The organism is Haloplanus sp. CK5-1 (assembly GCF_037201915.1).
GTDB classification, from domain to species: Archaea; Halobacteriota; Halobacteria; order Halobacteriales; family Haloferacaceae; genus Haloplanus; species Haloplanus salilacus.
Genome location: NZ_CP147505.1, coordinates 378010 through 392773, shown reverse-complemented (window position 1 = coordinate 392773; position 14764 = coordinate 378010). Strand labels below are relative to the sequence as shown.

Below are 14764 nucleotides of genomic sequence, written 5' to 3'. Positions count from 1 at the left end.
TGCGGAGTCACCCGGCAGTCGCGACGGTCCCGTTCGAGTCCGCTCGGGTTCGACGCCGGGTCGCGGTACGATGAATTCCTCCGGAAAACCACGGACCGTGCGAACTGGCCCGCCACGGCACACGAAACTTTATATGCAATTGCGTTTTCCTTCTAACTATATGACAGTATTAATCACCGGATAGCCGAGTATATTATGTATTTTCGGCTATTTCGACCGAGCATTTATATGTTTAGAAGACTAACTATGTGTCAAGAAGAATCGCGCCGTTCGGGACCGGCCCGTACGGTCGTGACATCCATTATCCACCATGACAGAAACACGCATCTGGACGGCGGACGAGACGGACCGAGGGGAGAGTACGCGGCCGGAGACGACCGACCGCGAACACGAACACGGCTGCCCCGAGTGTGGGGGATCGCTCGTCGCCGACGAGGAACACGGCGAGACGGCCTGTCGCGACTGCGGCCTCGTCGTCGAGGAGAACGAAGTCGACCGCGGCCCCGAGTGGCGAGCCTTCGACGCGGCCGAACGCGACGAGAAGGCACGGGTCGGGTCGCCGACGACGAAGATGATGCACGACAAGGGGCTGTCGACCACCATCGACTGGCAAGACAGGGACGGCTACGGGAAGACACTCTCGTCGCGCCAGCGCGAGAAGATGCAGCGCCTGCGTACCTGGAACCGACGGTTCCAGACCCAGAACCACCAAGAGCGAAACCTGCGACAGGCGCTCGGCGAGATCGATCGCATGGCGTCGGCGCTGGGTCTCCCCGAGAACGTCCGCGAGACCGCGAGCGTGATCTACCGCCGCGCGCTCTCCGACGACCTCCTCCCCGGCCGGTCGATCGAGGGCGTCGCCACCAGCGCACTCTACGCCGCCGCCCGACAGGTGGGCGTCCCCCGAACCATCGACGAGGTAGCCCGGGTCAGCCGGGTCGACGAGGAGGAGTTCAAGCGGACCTATCGGTACGTCGTCCGGGAACTCAACCTCGAGGTCGCCCCCGCGGATCCGGTGAGCTACGTCACCCGATTCGCCTCCGAACTCGGCGTCTCGGACGAGGCCGAGCGACTGGCCCGCGAGATGCTCGAGGCCGCCAAGAACCGGGGTGTCCACAGCGGCAAGAACCCCGTCGGCCTCGCCGCCGCGGCCGTCTACGCCGCGCCGCTGCTCACCAACGAGGAGGTCACCCAGAAGCAGGTGAGCGAGGTGGCGGACATCTCGGAAGTGACGATCCGGAACCGCTACCGCGAACTGCTCGAGGCCTACGAAGGAGACGAACGGGCCGTGCCGGCCTGAGCCGGCCCGGAATCCTTTTACTCGACAGTACCCTACCCGGACGCAACTATGGGTATGGGCTCGGATATGTACCGACAGCAGATCCTCGATCACTACAAGAACCCCCGGAATCACGGGGAACTCGATGATCCGACGTTCTCTCACGTCGGCGAGAACCCGTCGTGTGGCGACACGATCAAGATCGACGTACGCCTCGACGACGACGGCGAAACCATCGACTACGTCAGCTTCTCCGGCGACGGCTGTGCCATCAGTCAGGCGAGCGCGAGCATGCTGACCGAGCGACTCCCCGGCACCACGCTCGACGAACTCGGCGAGATGGACCGGGACGACGTGGTGGAGATGCTGGGCGTCGACATCAGCCCCATGCGGATCAAGTGTGCTGTCCTCGCGGAGAAGGTCGTCCAGGACGGCGCGAAGATCCACGAGGGAGAGTTGGAGATCGAGGAGACGACGACCGAGGAGTGATTCAGCGGTCCTGTCGATCCAGTTCCCGACCGATTCCCCGCGCGAGCGCCACCAGAAACGCCAGCCCTCGCTTGACCTCCGGATCGCGAAGCGCCCGCAGTAGTCCGAGCGAACCCACACCACGATAGGTCGTGTCGGGATCGCCCGCGTCGCCGAGCGCTCGCAGGAGCGTCCGCGCCCCCCGAACCGTTTCCGGCTCCGCGGCCTCGTCGGCCAGTTCGCCGAGCGATCCGGCGGTGCCCGCCACCGACGACACCATCTCGTCGTCGGCCGCCTCGGTTGCGAGGGCCAACACGTCGAGCAGTTCGTTCACGTCGTCGAGGCGCTGAACGAACGCCGCCACGGCCTCGGGGTCCTCGGCGATGGCGGCCGCCAGCGCGTCGTCTGGGGCGTCGGCCGCCGTCTTCGACGCCTCGTCGTCGGCGTTCATCTCAGATCAACCCCCGTGCAGTCAGCCAGTACGACTCGTTGTACGCCCCCTTCGCCCAGTGGACGAGTTTCGACTCCTCGCGCAGATCGGGGAGGGAGTCGTAGTCGAAGGAGACGAACGTCGCCTCGTCCAGGCCGGCTTCGAGGAAGCAGAGCACCTTGCCGTCGTAGGTCGCAGTCGGCGTGTGTCCGCGAACGCTGGCGGCGATGCGGTCGGCGACCGTCCCCGCCTGGTAGTGGGCGACGCTGCCGGCCATCGGCCGTTCGATGTCGGTCGTGTCGCCGATGGCGTACACGTCCTCGGCATGGGCCGCCTCCAGCGTTCGGGAGTCGGTCTCGACCCAGCCGTCGTCGCCCAGTCCCGCGTCGGCCACGAGGCCGACGCCCGCGTGTGGCGGGATGGTCACGAGCAGGTCGTAGTCGAGTGCCCGGCCGTCCGCCGCGTGGAGCGTCCGCTCGTCCGGGGCGACCCGTTCGACGGCGAAGTCGGTGTGGGCCTCGATGCCACGGGCGTCGAACCGCTCGTCCGTCCAGTCGGCGACGGGCGGGAGTTTGTGCGACCGCTCGGTCGATGCGGTGTAGACCACCTCACTGGCCTCGCGCAGGCCCCGGTCGCGAAGCCAGTCCTCGACCATCAAGGAGAACTCCACCGGTGCGGCCGGGCACATGTGCGGCATGCCAGCGACTGACAGGACGAGACGGCCGCCGGAGAAGTCCGCGAGGGCGTCGCGGAGGCGTTCGGCCCCGTCCGCGCTGTAGAAGTCGTGAGCGCCCTCGGCGAGTCCGGGGACGCGGTCGGGGACCAGACGTGCCCCGGTCGCGAGGACCAAGTGATCGTACTCGAGCGTCTCGCCGTCTCCGAGAGTCAGTCGCTTGCCAGCCGTGTCCACGTCGGTCACCCGGCTCGTCCGGAGCCGAACCCGACGGTCGAGGAGGTCATCGAGCGGTCGCAGTCCCTCGGACGGGTCAGCCCGGCCGAACGCGACGTAGAGCCAGACTGGCTTGTAGACGTGGGTCCCCGTCTCGTCGATCAGGATCACCTTCACCTCGTCCGCGTCGAGTTCCGCGGCGAGTTTCGACGTGAGTTTGTTGGCGAGGACCGTGCCGCCGGTGCCGCCACCGACGACGGCGATACGGGTTGTCATTGAGTTATCACCGTTCTCGACAACGCACCGGAGGGTGGTAAAATTGTTCTTCGGTTCCAATACTATGGGACCGACACGCGACGTCGGCGAGAGTCGTTACTCGGGGACGAGTCCCGCGTTCTGTACCCGCATCACGGCCTCGCCGTCGGCGAGGTTCGGCGCGTCGACGAGGCGGACGATCCGCTTGTCGCCCTTGGACTTGCGGAGATACATCCGGAACGTGGAGGTGTGGCCGAGGATGTTGCCGCCGATGGGCTGGGTCGGATCGCCGAAGTAGGAGTCGGGGTTGGAGGCGACCTGGTTGGTCACGAGGACGGCGGCGTTGTAGAGGTCACCGATGCGCATCAGGTCGTGGAGGTGTTTGTTGAGTTTCTGCTGGCGGTCAGCGAGTTCCCCGCGGCCGACGTACTCGGCGCGGAAGTGGGCTGTCAGCGAGTCGACGTTGAGCAGGCGGACCGGCCACTCGCTGTCCTCGTGTTCGCTCGCGAGGTCCTTCGCCTTCTCGGCGAGCAGGATCTGGTGGTTGGAGTTGAACGCCTTCGCGACGTGAATCTTGTCGAGGACGTCGGTGACGAGTGCCTCCATCGCCTCCTCGTCGTCGGGCGAGCCCTCGATACCGCGGTCGTCCATCGTCGCCTGGATGGTCTCGTCGTCGAGGCCCCGGACCATGTCGTCGATGCGTTCGGGCCGGAACGTGTCCTCGCTGTCGACGAAGATGGCACTCCCCCGGAGGCCACCGTGCTCCTTGGGCAACTGGACGTTGACCGAGAGTTGGTGGGTGACCTGGGACTTGCCCGCGCCGAACTCGCCGTACACCTCGGTGATCGACTGGGTCTCGACGCCGCCGCCGAGGAGTTCGTCGACTTCCGGGACGTTCCACGTGAGTTTGCCGATCTGTTCGCGGCGTTCGAGCACGGCCGCCCCGCTCTCGAACCCGCCGACGTCCGCCGCCTCGCGGGCCGCGTTGATGATGTCGCTCGCCGTCGACTCGCCGATGTCGGCCGTGTTGGAGAGTTCCGCGGGGCTGGCCACCGCGATGCTCTGGTAGCTTTCGAAGCCGGAGTCCACCAGTTTGTCCGCCGTCGCCGGTCCCACGCCGGGGAGGTCCTCGAGGTCGTCTTCTGCCATGTGACTCGGCTTGTGCCCCTCCGTACATAAAGCCTCGTTAACACCAAGGTGAAAGTGAAAAGACGGGACGGCACGGTGACCGATCACACGGGGCCACGGGGATTCATCCGCGGTGGCGCGCTACGTCCACGGGTGGCCGCCGTCGTCGCCGGGCCACAGCGGATACCAGTAGTTCTCGTCGTCCTCCACGTCGAGTTCGCCGTCGAGGACGGACTGGAGTTTGAACTCCAGTCGGTTGTCGCGTTCGTGGTCGCCCGTCGGGACGAAGGGGTAGTACGCCCCCCGCCGGAAGGAGTAGAGCCAGTAGGCGCGCGTCCCGTCGCGGGCGCGTTCGAACCCGAAGACGGCAGCCAGCAGTCGGGAGCCGTACCCCCGTTCGACGAACGTGTCGGCGGCGAAGTGGACGCTCGTCACCAGATCCTCGGGGTCGTCGTCCTCGAGGACGACCCAGCGGTAGCCGTGGTCGTCCTCGTGGCGGTAGAACGTCGTGCCAGTCTCCGCTTCGCCCGCCCGGAGGATCTCCTCGACGTCGTCGACCGTCGTGTCGAAGTCGGTGCTGTCGACCGAGGAGAAACAGAGCGCCGCGGCGTCGACGGGGACGAAGTCGAGGTCGGCCTCCATGGTGACGTAGGCGGTGCTCATGCCGAACAGGTCCTCGGGGTCGGCGTCGCGGGTCGCGTCGGCGTCGGTCCGGACGCCGAGCACCGATCGGAGCGAATCGAGCAGGCCCATCATCGGCGTTCCATCTCGCCTTCGAGGTCGCGCAGGCGGTCGACGCGTTTCTCCGTGGGCGGGTGCGTCGAGAACAGGCGGCCGACGACGCCGCTCCGGAGTGGGATGACGAAGAAGGCGTTCATCTCCGACTGCTCGCGGAGGTCCCGGTCGGGCACGTCGTCCATGCGACCCGAGATCTTCAACAGCGCGGACGCGAGCGCCGACGGCCGACCGGTGATCGCGGCGGCTCCCCGGTCTGCGGCGTACTCGCGGTACCGCGAGAGCGCCCGGACGAGGAAGAACGAAACGATCCAGACGACCAGCGAGACGACGATGGCCACGACGACACCACCCCCGCCCTGACGGTTGCGCCCGCCGCCGAACAGCCACCCCCACCGCACGACCATGAACGCGAGCGTCGAGAGGAAGGAGGCGATCGTCATCACCATCACGTCCCGGTTTTTGACGTGGGCGAGTTCGTGGGCCATCACGCCCTCGAGTTCCTCCTCGTCGAGGGTGCGGAGGAGGCCCTCGGTGACACAGACCGTCGAGTTCTTCTGCGAGCGGCCGGCGGCGAAGGCGTTCGGCATCGTCGTGTCCGCGACGGCGACGTCGGGTTTCGGGAGGTCGGCCTGCTGACAGAGGCGGTCGACCATGGCGTGCAGGCGGGGGTACTCGTCGGCGTCGACGCGTCTCGCGCCCATGCTGTACAGCGCGAGTCGGTCGCTGAAGAAGAACTGTCCCAGCGAGAACAGCCCCATCAGGGCGACGGCGAAGAACAGCCCCGCATACTGCCAGAGGATGGCGACGAAGACGATGTAGAGGACGAACAGCAGGAACATCGTCAAGACCATCCGACCCCGAAGCCCCCAGTCGGGTTTCCACTGCATGGTCGGTAGTACTCGCCGGGCGGAATAAACCCTGTCGACACACAGTTGCGCCCCGAATCGCCCGGTCGCGGCCGAGCGGACGCCCCGAGCGAAGCCCGATAGATTATTTGTTCACTGTGATCTATTGCCACGCAACATGGCCGTGATCGCTGAGGGAACGTGCCCGAAATGCGGCGACTCGCTGTCGAACGAACACCGGTACCACCACCACTGTCCTGCCGGCGGCGGACGGGTCACGCTGGACGGGGACACCATGGTATGTGACACGTGCGACGACGAGATCGATCCGGACGGGCAGTATCTGTTGGAGTGTGGGAAATGCAACAGGATCACGTTCGACTTCACGCTGACCGAGGCCTGACCGACGGAAGCGGATCGTAGCGCGCCACGGCCGACCGTCGGCACGAACGGGACGCGGGCACCGAACGGCCCATTCGCGGAACTTAACCCCGCTGACCCACTCCGGTCACGTAATGAGCGACGCCGACTCCCGGGAGTTCTGTCCCCGCTGTGGCGATCCGGTGCCGGCACGCCCCGAGCCGTTGCCGGGCGCGCCCCGCGACCGGGACCGCCGCCTCTGTGACGCCTGCTACTTCGAGGACTTCGACCTCGTCGACGCACCCGACCGGATCGAGGTACTGGTCTGTTCTGGGTGCGGTGCGGTCCGCCGCGGGAACCGCTGGGTGGACGTCGAGGCCCGCGACTACACCGACGTCGCCGTCGACGAGGTGAGCGAGGCCCTCGGCGTCCACGTCGACGCCCGGGACGTCACGTGGGCGGTCGACCCCGAACAGGTCGACGAGAACACGATCCGGATGCACTGCCAGTTCACGGGCGTGATCCGCGAGACGCCCTTGGAGGAGACGGTGGTCGTCCCGGTGAAGATCTCGCGGGGTACCTGCGACCGGTGTGGCCGCATCGCCGGCGGCTACTACGCGAGCACCGTGCAGGTGCGGGCGGTCGACCGGACGCCGACGCCCGAGGAGCGGAGCCGCGCCGTCGAGATCGCCGAGTCCCACATCGCCGACAAGGAGGGCGACGGCGACCGCGAGGCCTTCGTCACCGAGGTGAAAGAGACCGACGACGGCCCGGACGTGAAACTGTCGACGAACGGCCTCGGCGAGGAGGTGTCCCGCCGCATCGTCCGCGAACTCGGGGGGAGCGTCGAGAGCTACCCCACCCTCGTCACGGAGGACGGCGACGGCAACGAGGTGTACCGGGTCACGTACGCGGTTCGGCTCCCGGCGTTCACGCCCGGCGACGTGATCGATCCCGAGGACGGCGACGGGCCCGTCCTCGTCCGGAGCGTCAGCGGGAACCTGAAGGGCGTCCGCCTGACCACGGGCGAGGACTACGAGGCACCGTTCGACGAGGAGGAGTCGGACGCCCGGCGGGTGGCGACCCGCGACGACGCCGTCGAGACGACGGTCGTCGCCGTCGAGGACGACCACGCGGTGCAGGTGCTCGATCCCGAGACGTACGCCGCCGAGACGATCCCCAGACCGGACTTCTTCGATCCCGACGCCGAGACGACACCCGTCGTCAAGACGCGGACCGGCCTGTTCGTCCTGCCCGACTAGTCCGCGCCGGCCGGTCCGGGGCGCCCGCCCGCCGCGGGTGCGTCGATGCCGTCACGTGCGCTCTTGGAGGGCGTGGGCGCGCCGTCCGCTCCGAGCGCCGCCGCCATCGCCGCCTCCGAACAGCCGGCGTGTCGCGCCGCCTGCGAGAGCGAGAGGGTTCCGCTGCGGTACAGAGTCAACGCCGTTCTGAAGGAGTTCGTGACCATCGGGGCGTGGTCTGCGATAGGCGTCGAGCGGGGGTAAGGGTTGCGTGGGATAGACCCCCAGCCCACCGTAGCAGACCCGCAGAGTACGCTACGCACGGGTGTGGATGTCACGGTCACTCGCCCCACACGTCCGAGAGCGGGTGGTCGTCCGGGGCGTCGTCCCCGTCGGCACTCGCCCCGGAGTCGTCCGTCGCGTCCCGCGTCGTGGGAGCAGCCGTCGACCCGGTCGACCGGGATCGCGACCGAGACTGCCGACCTGCGCCGGAATCGGGCGTCGCGTCGACCGCCACGAGCGCCGCCTCGGGGTCGAAGGCGGGGAGGTCGGGGCGAGTCGACCGGTCCACGGCGTCGGCGAACCAGTCCGGCATGTCGCCCCGGGCGCGGTCGAACAGGTCGAGCAGGCTCGAATCCGCGAGGTAGGTCGCGCCGTGGTCGTCCGGCGCGCGGACGATCCGCCCCGCGGCTTGGATCACCGTCCGGAGCGCGGTCCGGTAGTACCACGCCCACTGCCCCTCCTCGAGGCGGCGGGCGACCCGCGAGTCCGACGTGTTGAGGTAGGGGGCCTTACAGAGCACCTGCCAGCGCGCCAGATCGCCGCGCAGATCGAGCGCTTCCTCCATCTTCACCGAGAGGAACACGTCGGGGTCGTCGGTCGCCTTCCAGTCCTCGAGCGCCCGGTCGCGGTCCTCGCGGTCGTGGGTGTGGACCCGGGCGTCGACGCCGAAGTCGGCCAGTCGGTCGGCCAGTCGCTCTTGGATCGCGTAGGAGTGACAGTGGACCAGTCCCTTCTCGTCGGCGTGACGAGCCAGCAGTCTGACGAGCAGTCGGGCCACGTCGGGGAGGGTGTCGTCGCGGTGCTCGTAGGTCATCTTCCCCTGGGTTACGTCGTACAGTGGGCGATTGTCGAGGGGGAACGTGTGGGGCACGTCGACAAGGGCGACGTTCGCGGGGTCGAGGCCGACGCCCCGACAGAACGCCGCCTTGTCGAGGATGGTCGCCGACAGGAGCGCGAACTTGTTCCCCCGGTCCCAGACGGTGTGGTGGAGGTAGCGCTCGGGGTCGAGTGGCTTGATGGTGATCGCCGTCCCCTCGCCGTCGGGTTGGTCGACGACCCACGTCGTCGCGCTCGTGGGATCGCGGTAGTCGGAGACGAACCACTGGAGTTCCGACCGGAGCTCCTGGAGTCGGTCGCGGCGGGCGGCCTCGGCGGGCGTGAGGTCGTCGCTCGCGGTCAGGTCCCCCGCCGCCCGCTCGCAGACGCCGGCGAGCGTCTCGGCGAACCGCGCGGTCCGGTCGACCGGGTCGTCGGCCGCGGTCACGTCGGGGACGCCAACGTCGTCCCAGACGGGGACGGTCGACGGCCGTAGGTCGACGGTGGCGTACATCTCGGCCCACTCCGCGAGGCCGTGGGCCTCGTCGATGACGACCACGTCGCGCCGGCCGAACACCTCCGAGCCGGCGGTCTGCATGAAGTACGCGAGCGTCATCGCAGCGATGGATCGGTTCGAGGCGACGGCGCGGTCGGCGTAGTAGGGACAGCGGTGCTGTACCGTGCAGTCGTACCCCGACTCGCGGGCACAGGGGGCGCGATCCACGGGCGTCGTCGTCTCGTCGGGCAGGATGCAGGTGTAGTTGCTCTTCCCCCGGATTACGTTGAGGTCGTCGAGCAGGTCGTCTTCGGCCACGTCGTCGAGTTGAGACACCTGCGGCGTGGTGTAGTACGCGCCGGTCGCGTCGGCCGGATCGACCTCCTCGGGCGTGCGGGCCGCCCCGGCGACGGCGCGGGCCAGCAAGGACTTCCCGCTCCCCGTGGGCGCGCGGACCAACACGACATCGTTGCCCGCGGCGAAGGCGTCCCGGATGGCGTCGAGGGCGGCCTCTTGATTGCCGCGGAACGTCGGGGCGGGAAAGGACGGACGGATGCGGTCGGGGTCCACGGTGACTCCTGCCGGCCGCCGCAGGTAAACTATTCGGACAGCGCCGCCACGTCGTCGGCGGTCACGTCGCGGTCGTCGGGGAGGCGCTCGATACAGTCGAAACAGAGGAAGTGCTCCGTACCGTCGGCGAGTTCGAGCGTGATCCCGCCGGTCGACTCCGCCTCGAACGTCCAGAAGTTCCCGGCGCCGCCGGCGACGGGAACGTCCGTCCCACAGCCGTCACAGGGGTCGGAACTCATCGGTCGAATCGAACAGGTCGAGACGGAAAGAGGTGCGGGTCGGCGGGCGGCCGGTCGACCGGATGCCGGGCGACGGCCGGAGTGCGCGACTGCCGTCGCCGGCGACGACGCTACTGCTCCGGGCGGAGAGCGACGGCCCGTGACTGCGAGGCAGTCACTCCTGTAGTTGCTTGAACTGGCTCAGGAGCGCCTCGGTAGAGTCGCCCGACTCGTAGGAGAGGGTCCCCCGATACTCCGAGCGGTCGTCGTCGAACTCCGTGTCGACCTGCCCGGTCTTCTTCGCGCGGCGTTCGTGCTCGTCCTCGTCATAGGCACCCATTGACATGGTACGTTGTGACTTGGAAACCTCCGAATATATATGTAACGGACGTTCAGTCGTGTTCGACGCGGAACGCGTAAACCGTCCGGCGACGTAGGGTGGTCGTGGCACGACCCCTTCGCTTCCGACACGCCCCCGGCCGCTGGACCGACGGCAAGGTCCGAGCCGAGGTGTTCGAACCGCTGGACGCCAACCTCGGCGCGACCAGCAGCCGACCGTGGTTCAAACCGCCCGAGGGGTACGACGCCCGGCGGTTCGACGTCGACAACGGCGACACCGCCCTCTTCTGTTGGTCCGACGACGACGGCTACTGGCTGGGCAACACGGAGACGCCCCGGCCTCTCTGGCGAACCGACAAGTACGGCTTCCACGAGGTGCCCGAGAGCGTCTCCGACTGGGCCGAGCGCGAACTCCGCGCCGAACTGTTCGAACAGTCGCCGTGGCTGGCGGAGTACCCCCACCTCTCGTGGTTCTTCCTCCCCGTCTTCCTCTCGAAGGACGGCCGGTGGACGACACGCGACTTCTTCGCGGACCACGAGGCGGGCTTCCCCGACGCCGACCGGGACGACGTCCTCGCGTTCTACGAGTCCTTCCTCACCGAGGGCGTCCTCGACGACGACCGGGAGACGATGGCGAGCAAACTCGGCACCTCCGAACGCCTCGACCTGACGCGGATGGCGGCGACGATGGGCGAGTTCAACACGGCGAAGCTCCTCGTCGACGCCGGCTACGACGTCGAACCGGAGATCGAGGTGACGACCGGTCACTCGATCGACTTCAAGGCACGGAGCGAGGGGGGCGAACAGCCGCTCGTGGAGGTGACGCGGCCCCTACCGCCGAATCGCCGCTCCGCCGGAACCCCGAGTGCGGCGGTTCGGGACACCGCGAAGACGAAGACCGACGGACAGCTAGCCGCCCACGCGGGCGGGGTCGTCCTCTTCGTCGACTGCTCGTCGTTCCCGGACGACGACTGGTTGGCCGTCGCCGACGAGCGACCGGACGTGGGCCACCGACCTGCGGTGGTCTACCGGATGCGGCCGAACGGGAGAACGGCGGGATACACCAAAGGCTCGGTGCCGCTGGATCTGGAGTCGGTCCTAGACTAGAGCGACAGCGGCGTCGGCCCCGACTCGCCGAGCGCCGTCGGGTCGCGGTCGCTGTAGAAGCGCCGACCGATCGCCTTGTGTCCGACCGCCGAGCGAACGGAGAGACGGACTTCCTCGGGAGTCTCGAACTCCTCCGTCGCCAGTCGGTCGAGGACGTCGCCGACGCGTTCGGTCCCGCGCTGGAGTTCGATCTCGTGTTGACCGTGCTCGTCGATGATTTCGTCGGTGGTCGTCGGGTACTCGAGGGCGTCGATCATTTCGCCAGTGCCGTTGAACTTCATCATCGTATTCCACACGGTCGATAACTATAATGGTTTTCCATGTACGACCTTAAACAGAGCGAAATGTATAATCATCCTTAATTGAGGATGCGTCTCACTAGGGGTGGAACCACGGGCCAATCGGCGCAAACCATATCGTCGGGGATCGAGAGGGGACGGTATGGGCGTGGTTGCCGACCTGCACGTACACACGACGGTCTCCGACGGCCGGTTGTCCCTCCGGGACGTGCCGGCGGCCGCACGGCGGGCCGGTGTCGAGACCGTCGCGATCACCGACCACGACCGCATTCACCCGGAACTGGACGCGCCCGTGACCGTCCGGGACGGCGTGACGGTGATCCGGGGGATCGAACTGCAGGTCGAGACGGCGACGGGCCGGGTCGATCTCCTCGGTTACGGCGTCGAGGAGACGCCGGAGTTGCGAGCCGAACTCGACCGGATTCAGGCCGACCGGGTGAGCCGGGCCCACCGCATGACCGAGCGGATCGAGACACGACTGGGTGTCGACCTCGACGTGTCGTTCGAACCGGGGGTCGGCCGACCACACGTCGCCCGCGCGGTCGACGAGAGCGACGCCGACTGCGACTACGACGGCGCGTTCGACCGACTGATCGGCGACGACGGTCCGTGCTACGTCTCGCGGGCGGTGCCGCCGGTCGAGCGAGGGGTGACCCTCCTCTCGACGGCGTGTTCGGTGGTGTCGCTCGCTCACCCGTTCCGGTACGCCGACACCGAGGCCGCACTCGACCTCGCGACCGGACTCGACGCGGTCGAACGGTACTACCCCTACGACGACCCGGTCGACGAGACGCGACTCGACCGGGTGATCGAGGATCACAGTCTGCTGGCGACCGGGGGGAGCGACGCCCACGACGATCGCCTCGGGATCGCCGGCCTCTCGACCGAGGCGTACGGCCGCATCGCGGCACGTCTGCCGGATGCGCAGGGTTAAACGGGAGGGAGCCCGTATCGGGGGTATGAACTGCCACTACTGTGATCGCGAGGCCGCCTACGCCGCGGAGAAGGAGGGAATCCGGGTTGGCCTCTGCGAGAACCACTTCCGCGAGCGTCTGGAGGAACTCGCGGAATCCGACGACCTCGCGGCACTCCGCGAGAGGATCGACATCGACCGCACGGAGTAGCGCTCTTTTCCCGTCCTACAGCACGGTGCCGAACCAGAGATACAGGCCGGCGAGGATCGACTGGAAGGAGAGCGTGCCCAGCGCCGACAGGAGGACGAACTGCCGGTCGTCCATGTCGGCCAATCCGGCGGGGACGGTCACCATGCCGCGCGTGAACAGGAGCGTGTTGGTCAGGGGAACGACCACCGGCCCCCACCGGTCGAACCAACCCTCGAAGCGGGCCAACGCGTCGTCGCTGACGCGGAACCAGCGGGACCGGAGGAGGCGCTCCCGGCCGACACGCTTCGTCACCGAGAACAGCGCGTACTGGCCGACGGTCGCGCCGACGACGGCGACGGCGACGACGGCGACGACAGTCTCGACGGAGCCACCGAGCAGGGCGAGTGCGCCCGGCACCACGAGTTCGCTCGGGACGACGTAGAGGAGCATCGCCCCCTCGAGGACGAACACGCCAAGGAGGACCAAGAGCCCGTAGTCCGTCGCGAGCAACTCGCGGAGGTCGGTGGGGAGCTGTGCGATCTGGAGCGGGGTGAACACGCTCCGACGTGGGGCGTCGAGGATCATATCTATTGCGTCACGACGCGGGGAACGACGGGATTTTGTCCGTTCCGACCGAGGCCACCGACGATGACCCACCGCGACCGACCGCGACGACTGCGCCGCGACGGCGTCCGCTCGCTGGTCAGCGAAACCGACCTCGAGGCGACCGACCTCGTCGCCCCCGTGTTCGTCGACGCGACGACCGACGAGCGAGTGCCCATCGAGTCGATGCCCGGTCACGAACGGGTGCCCGTCGCCGACGCGGTCGACCGCGTCGAGGAGGTGTTGGCGACGGGCGTCGAGGCCGTGATGCTGTTCGGCATCCCCGAGTCGAAGGACTCGGAGGGAAGCCGCGCCTGGGCCGAGGACGGCGTCGTCCAGCGGGCGACGCGGGCGATCACCGCCGAGACCGGCGCGACGGTGATCACGGACGTCTGTCTCTGCGAGTACACCGACCACGGCCACTGCGGGGTCCTCGAACCCGACGCCCGCGACGACCCGACGCTGACCGTCGACAACGACGCGACGCTCGACCTCCTCGCCCGGACCGCCGTCTCCCACGCCGAGGCCGGTGCCGACGTGGTCGCCCCCTCCAGCATGACCGACGGGATGGTCGGGGCGATCCGGGACGGCCTCGACGAGGCCGGCTTCACCGACGTGGCGATCATGTCCTACGCCGCGAAGTACGAGAGCGCGTTCTACGGCCCCTTCCGGGACGCAGCCGACGGCGCGCCCGCCTTCGGCAACCGCCGCCACTACCAGATGGATCCCGCGAACGGCCGCGAGGCGCTCCGCGAGGTCCGCCTCGACACCGAACAGGGCGCGGACGTCCTGATGGTCAAGCCCGGCCTCCCCTACCTCGACGTGGTGAGTGCCGTCCGCCGGGAGTTCGACCACCCGGTCGCCGCCTACAACGTCAGCGGCGAGTACGCGATGCTCCACGCCGCCGCCGAGAAGGGGTGGCTCGACCTCGACGCCGTCGCGCGGGAGTCCCTGCTCTCGCTCAAGCGGGCAGGGGCCGATCTGATCGTCACGTACTTCGCCGAGGACGTCGCGCGCGGCCTCTGACCGGGGCGCAGCGGCGGCCACACCGCCGGGCGACAACGACACTACGTTCGTTCGATTATTCGGGCGTTCGAACCGCAGGAGTGTCCACTTTACGACCTTATACAGTATCTATTCGATAGTATATCGGACGAATACCCACACTAATCACTATATACGAGCGTTTGTAAACGCAAATCCTTATATTGTGCCGTTGTCCTACGTACTATCGCGATACGGAGAACGAGCATGCTGGAAAAAATCGAAAACGCGAACGTCTGTCCAAGTACTGACAC

General features: G+C 67.7%; 19 protein-coding genes. 8 read left to right on the top strand and 11 right to left on the bottom strand.

The window, feature by feature from the left end:
* Positions 1–310: 310 nt before the first annotated feature.
* Entirely contained in the window at positions 311–1300 is a 990-nt protein-coding gene (locus NBT81_RS01960) for a transcription initiation factor IIB (RefSeq protein ID WP_338740668.1), read from the top strand.
* A gap of 48 nt (positions 1301–1348) precedes the next feature.
* Positions 1349–1768 (top strand): Fe-S cluster assembly sulfur transfer protein SufU, encoded by a 420-nt coding sequence (sufU, locus tag NBT81_RS01955; RefSeq protein WP_338740667.1) that lies wholly within the window; start codon positions 1349–1351, stop codon positions 1766–1768.
* 1 nt (position 1769) lies between these two features.
* Here sufU and NBT81_RS01950 read toward each other — a convergent pair whose 3' ends face one another.
* The 5 genes from NBT81_RS01950 to htpX all read right to left on the bottom strand — a co-directional run bounded on the left by NBT81_RS01950 (position 1770) and on the right by htpX (position 6074).
* Positions 1770–2198, bottom strand: coding sequence for a DUF1641 domain-containing protein (locus NBT81_RS01950; RefSeq protein ID WP_338740666.1), 429 nt, complete (start codon positions 2196–2198; stop codon positions 1770–1772).
* Position 2199: 1 nt separating this feature from the next.
* Complete coding sequence (locus tag NBT81_RS01945) at positions 2200–3342, bottom strand: FAD/NAD(P)-binding oxidoreductase (protein ID WP_338740665.1); 1143 nt, start codon at positions 3340–3342, stop codon at positions 2200–2202.
* A gap of 96 nt (positions 3343–3438) precedes the next feature.
* A complete protein-coding gene (gene radA, locus NBT81_RS01940) occupies positions 3439–4470 on the bottom strand; it encodes a DNA repair and recombination protein RadA (RefSeq protein ID WP_338740664.1) in 1032 nt (343 codons plus the stop codon).
* Positions 4471–4590: 120 nt separating this feature from the next.
* Entirely contained in the window at positions 4591–5202 is a 612-nt protein-coding gene (gene pspAB, locus NBT81_RS01935; RefSeq protein WP_338740662.1) for a PspA-associated protein PspAB, read from the bottom strand.
* The gene (gene htpX / locus NBT81_RS01930; RefSeq protein ID WP_338740660.1) at positions 5202–6074 is read right to left on the bottom strand and encodes a zinc metalloprotease HtpX; all 873 of its coding nucleotides are present in this window, start codon (positions 6072–6074) and stop codon (positions 5202–5204) included. The genes pspAB and htpX overlap by 1 nt, the downstream gene beginning before the upstream one ends.
* 136 nt (positions 6075–6210) lie before the next feature.
* Between htpX and NBT81_RS01925 the strand changes: the two genes are divergently transcribed.
* Together NBT81_RS01925 and NBT81_RS01920 are read left to right on the top strand one after the other, a co-directional pair.
* Positions 6211–6435, top strand: a complete 225-nt coding sequence (locus tag NBT81_RS01925) for a hypothetical protein (RefSeq protein WP_338740659.1) — start codon at positions 6211–6213, stop codon at positions 6433–6435.
* A 112-nt stretch (positions 6436–6547) separates the two neighbouring features.
* Positions 6548–7654, top strand: coding sequence for a 60S ribosomal export protein NMD3 (locus NBT81_RS01920; protein WP_338740658.1), 1107 nt, complete (start codon positions 6548–6550; stop codon positions 7652–7654).
* Here NBT81_RS01920 and NBT81_RS01915 read toward each other — a convergent pair.
* From NBT81_RS01915 to NBT81_RS01900, 4 genes are all read right to left on the bottom strand, one after another.
* Complete coding sequence (locus NBT81_RS01915; RefSeq protein ID WP_425498711.1) at positions 7651–7833, bottom strand: DUF7317 family protein; 183 nt, start codon at positions 7831–7833, stop codon at positions 7651–7653. The two genes, NBT81_RS01920 and NBT81_RS01915, sit on opposite strands and share 4 nt — an antisense overlap.
* 140 nt (positions 7834–7973) lie before the next feature.
* The gene (locus tag NBT81_RS01910) at positions 7974–9797 is read right to left on the bottom strand and encodes an ATP-dependent DNA helicase (protein WP_338740655.1); all 1824 of its coding nucleotides are present in this window, start codon (positions 9795–9797) and stop codon (positions 7974–7976) included.
* Between the two features lie 29 nt (positions 9798–9826).
* Positions 9827–10036: a DUF7561 family protein gene (locus tag NBT81_RS01905; protein WP_338740654.1), complete on the bottom strand. Its 210-nt coding sequence runs from the start codon at positions 10034–10036 to the stop codon at positions 9827–9829.
* A gap of 154 nt (positions 10037–10190) precedes the next feature.
* Entirely contained in the window at positions 10191–10361 is a 171-nt protein-coding gene (locus NBT81_RS01900) for a DUF5786 family protein (RefSeq protein ID WP_338740653.1), read from the bottom strand.
* 98 nt (positions 10362–10459) lie between these two features.
* Here NBT81_RS01900 and NBT81_RS01895 point away from each other — a divergent pair, with 98 nt between their 5' ends.
* A complete protein-coding gene (locus NBT81_RS01895; RefSeq protein WP_338740652.1) occupies positions 10460–11461 on the top strand; it encodes a DUF5784 family protein in 1002 nt (333 codons plus the stop codon).
* On the opposite strand, the gene NBT81_RS01890 is transcribed toward NBT81_RS01895, so the two are convergent.
* A complete protein-coding gene (locus NBT81_RS01890; protein WP_338740651.1) occupies positions 11458–11742 on the bottom strand; it encodes a DUF5789 family protein in 285 nt (94 codons plus the stop codon). The two genes, NBT81_RS01895 and NBT81_RS01890, sit on opposite strands and share 4 nt — an antisense overlap.
* A 160-nt stretch (positions 11743–11902) precedes the next feature.
* Here NBT81_RS01890 and NBT81_RS01885 point away from each other — a divergent pair, with 160 nt between their 5' ends.
* Together NBT81_RS01885 and NBT81_RS01880 are read left to right on the top strand one after the other, a co-directional pair.
* Positions 11903–12694, top strand: a complete 792-nt coding sequence (locus tag NBT81_RS01885) for a PHP domain-containing protein (protein WP_338740650.1) — start codon at positions 11903–11905, stop codon at positions 12692–12694.
* A 25-nt stretch (positions 12695–12719) separates the two neighbouring features.
* Complete coding sequence (locus NBT81_RS01880) at positions 12720–12884, top strand: DUF6757 family protein (RefSeq protein ID WP_338740649.1); 165 nt, start codon at positions 12720–12722, stop codon at positions 12882–12884.
* 15 nt (positions 12885–12899) lie between these two features.
* On the opposite strand, the gene NBT81_RS01875 is transcribed toward NBT81_RS01880, so the two are convergent.
* Entirely contained in the window at positions 12900–13448 is a 549-nt protein-coding gene (locus tag NBT81_RS01875; RefSeq protein ID WP_338740648.1) for a DedA family protein, read from the bottom strand.
* Positions 13449–13511: 63 nt separating this feature from the next.
* Between NBT81_RS01875 and hemB the strand changes: the two genes are divergently transcribed.
* A complete protein-coding gene (gene hemB, locus NBT81_RS01870) occupies positions 13512–14492 on the top strand; it encodes a porphobilinogen synthase (RefSeq protein ID WP_338740647.1) in 981 nt (326 codons plus the stop codon).
* The last annotated feature ends 272 nt before the right edge of the window (positions 14493–14764 follow it).

Excerpts from the sequence above, each read along its gene's own strand:
- NBT81_RS01960 (WP_338740668.1), top strand. The coding sequence starts at position 311 with ATGACAGAAACACGCATCTGGACGGCGGACGAGACGGACCGAGGGGAG.
- NBT81_RS01875 (WP_338740648.1), bottom strand. The coding sequence starts at position 13,448 with ATGATCCTCGACGCCCCACGTCGGAGCGTGTTCACCCCGCTCCAGATC.
- hemB (WP_338740647.1), top strand. The coding sequence starts at position 13,512 with ATGACCCACCGCGACCGACCGCGACGACTGCGCCGCGACGGCGTCCGC.
- pspAB (WP_338740662.1), bottom strand. The coding sequence starts at position 5,202 with ATGGGCCTGCTCGATTCGCTCCGATCGGTGCTCGGCGTCCGGACCGAC.
- NBT81_RS01925 (WP_338740659.1), top strand. The coding sequence starts at position 6,211 with ATGGCCGTGATCGCTGAGGGAACGTGCCCGAAATGCGGCGACTCGCTG.
- sufU (WP_338740667.1), top strand. The coding sequence starts at position 1,349 with ATGGGTATGGGCTCGGATATGTACCGACAGCAGATCCTCGATCACTAC.
- NBT81_RS01905 (WP_338740654.1), bottom strand. The coding sequence starts at position 10,036 with ATGAGTTCCGACCCCTGTGACGGCTGTGGGACGGACGTTCCCGTCGCC.
- NBT81_RS01880 (WP_338740649.1), top strand. The coding sequence starts at position 12,720 with ATGAACTGCCACTACTGTGATCGCGAGGCCGCCTACGCCGCGGAGAAG.
- NBT81_RS01945 (WP_338740665.1), bottom strand. The coding sequence starts at position 3,342 with ATGACAACCCGTATCGCCGTCGTCGGTGGCGGCACCGGCGGCACGGTC.
- NBT81_RS01920 (WP_338740658.1), top strand. The coding sequence starts at position 6,548 with ATGAGCGACGCCGACTCCCGGGAGTTCTGTCCCCGCTGTGGCGATCCG.
- NBT81_RS01900 (WP_338740653.1), bottom strand. The coding sequence starts at position 10,361 with ATGTCAATGGGTGCCTATGACGAGGACGAGCACGAACGCCGCGCGAAG.
- radA (WP_338740664.1), bottom strand. The coding sequence starts at position 4,470 with ATGGCAGAAGACGACCTCGAGGACCTCCCCGGCGTGGGACCGGCGACG.
- NBT81_RS01950 (WP_338740666.1), bottom strand. The coding sequence starts at position 2,198 with ATGAACGCCGACGACGAGGCGTCGAAGACGGCGGCCGACGCCCCAGAC.
- htpX (WP_338740660.1), bottom strand. The coding sequence starts at position 6,074 with ATGCAGTGGAAACCCGACTGGGGGCTTCGGGGTCGGATGGTCTTGACG.
- NBT81_RS01885 (WP_338740650.1), top strand. The coding sequence starts at position 11,903 with ATGGGCGTGGTTGCCGACCTGCACGTACACACGACGGTCTCCGACGGC.
- NBT81_RS01890 (WP_338740651.1), bottom strand. The coding sequence starts at position 11,742 with ATGAAGTTCAACGGCACTGGCGAAATGATCGACGCCCTCGAGTACCCG.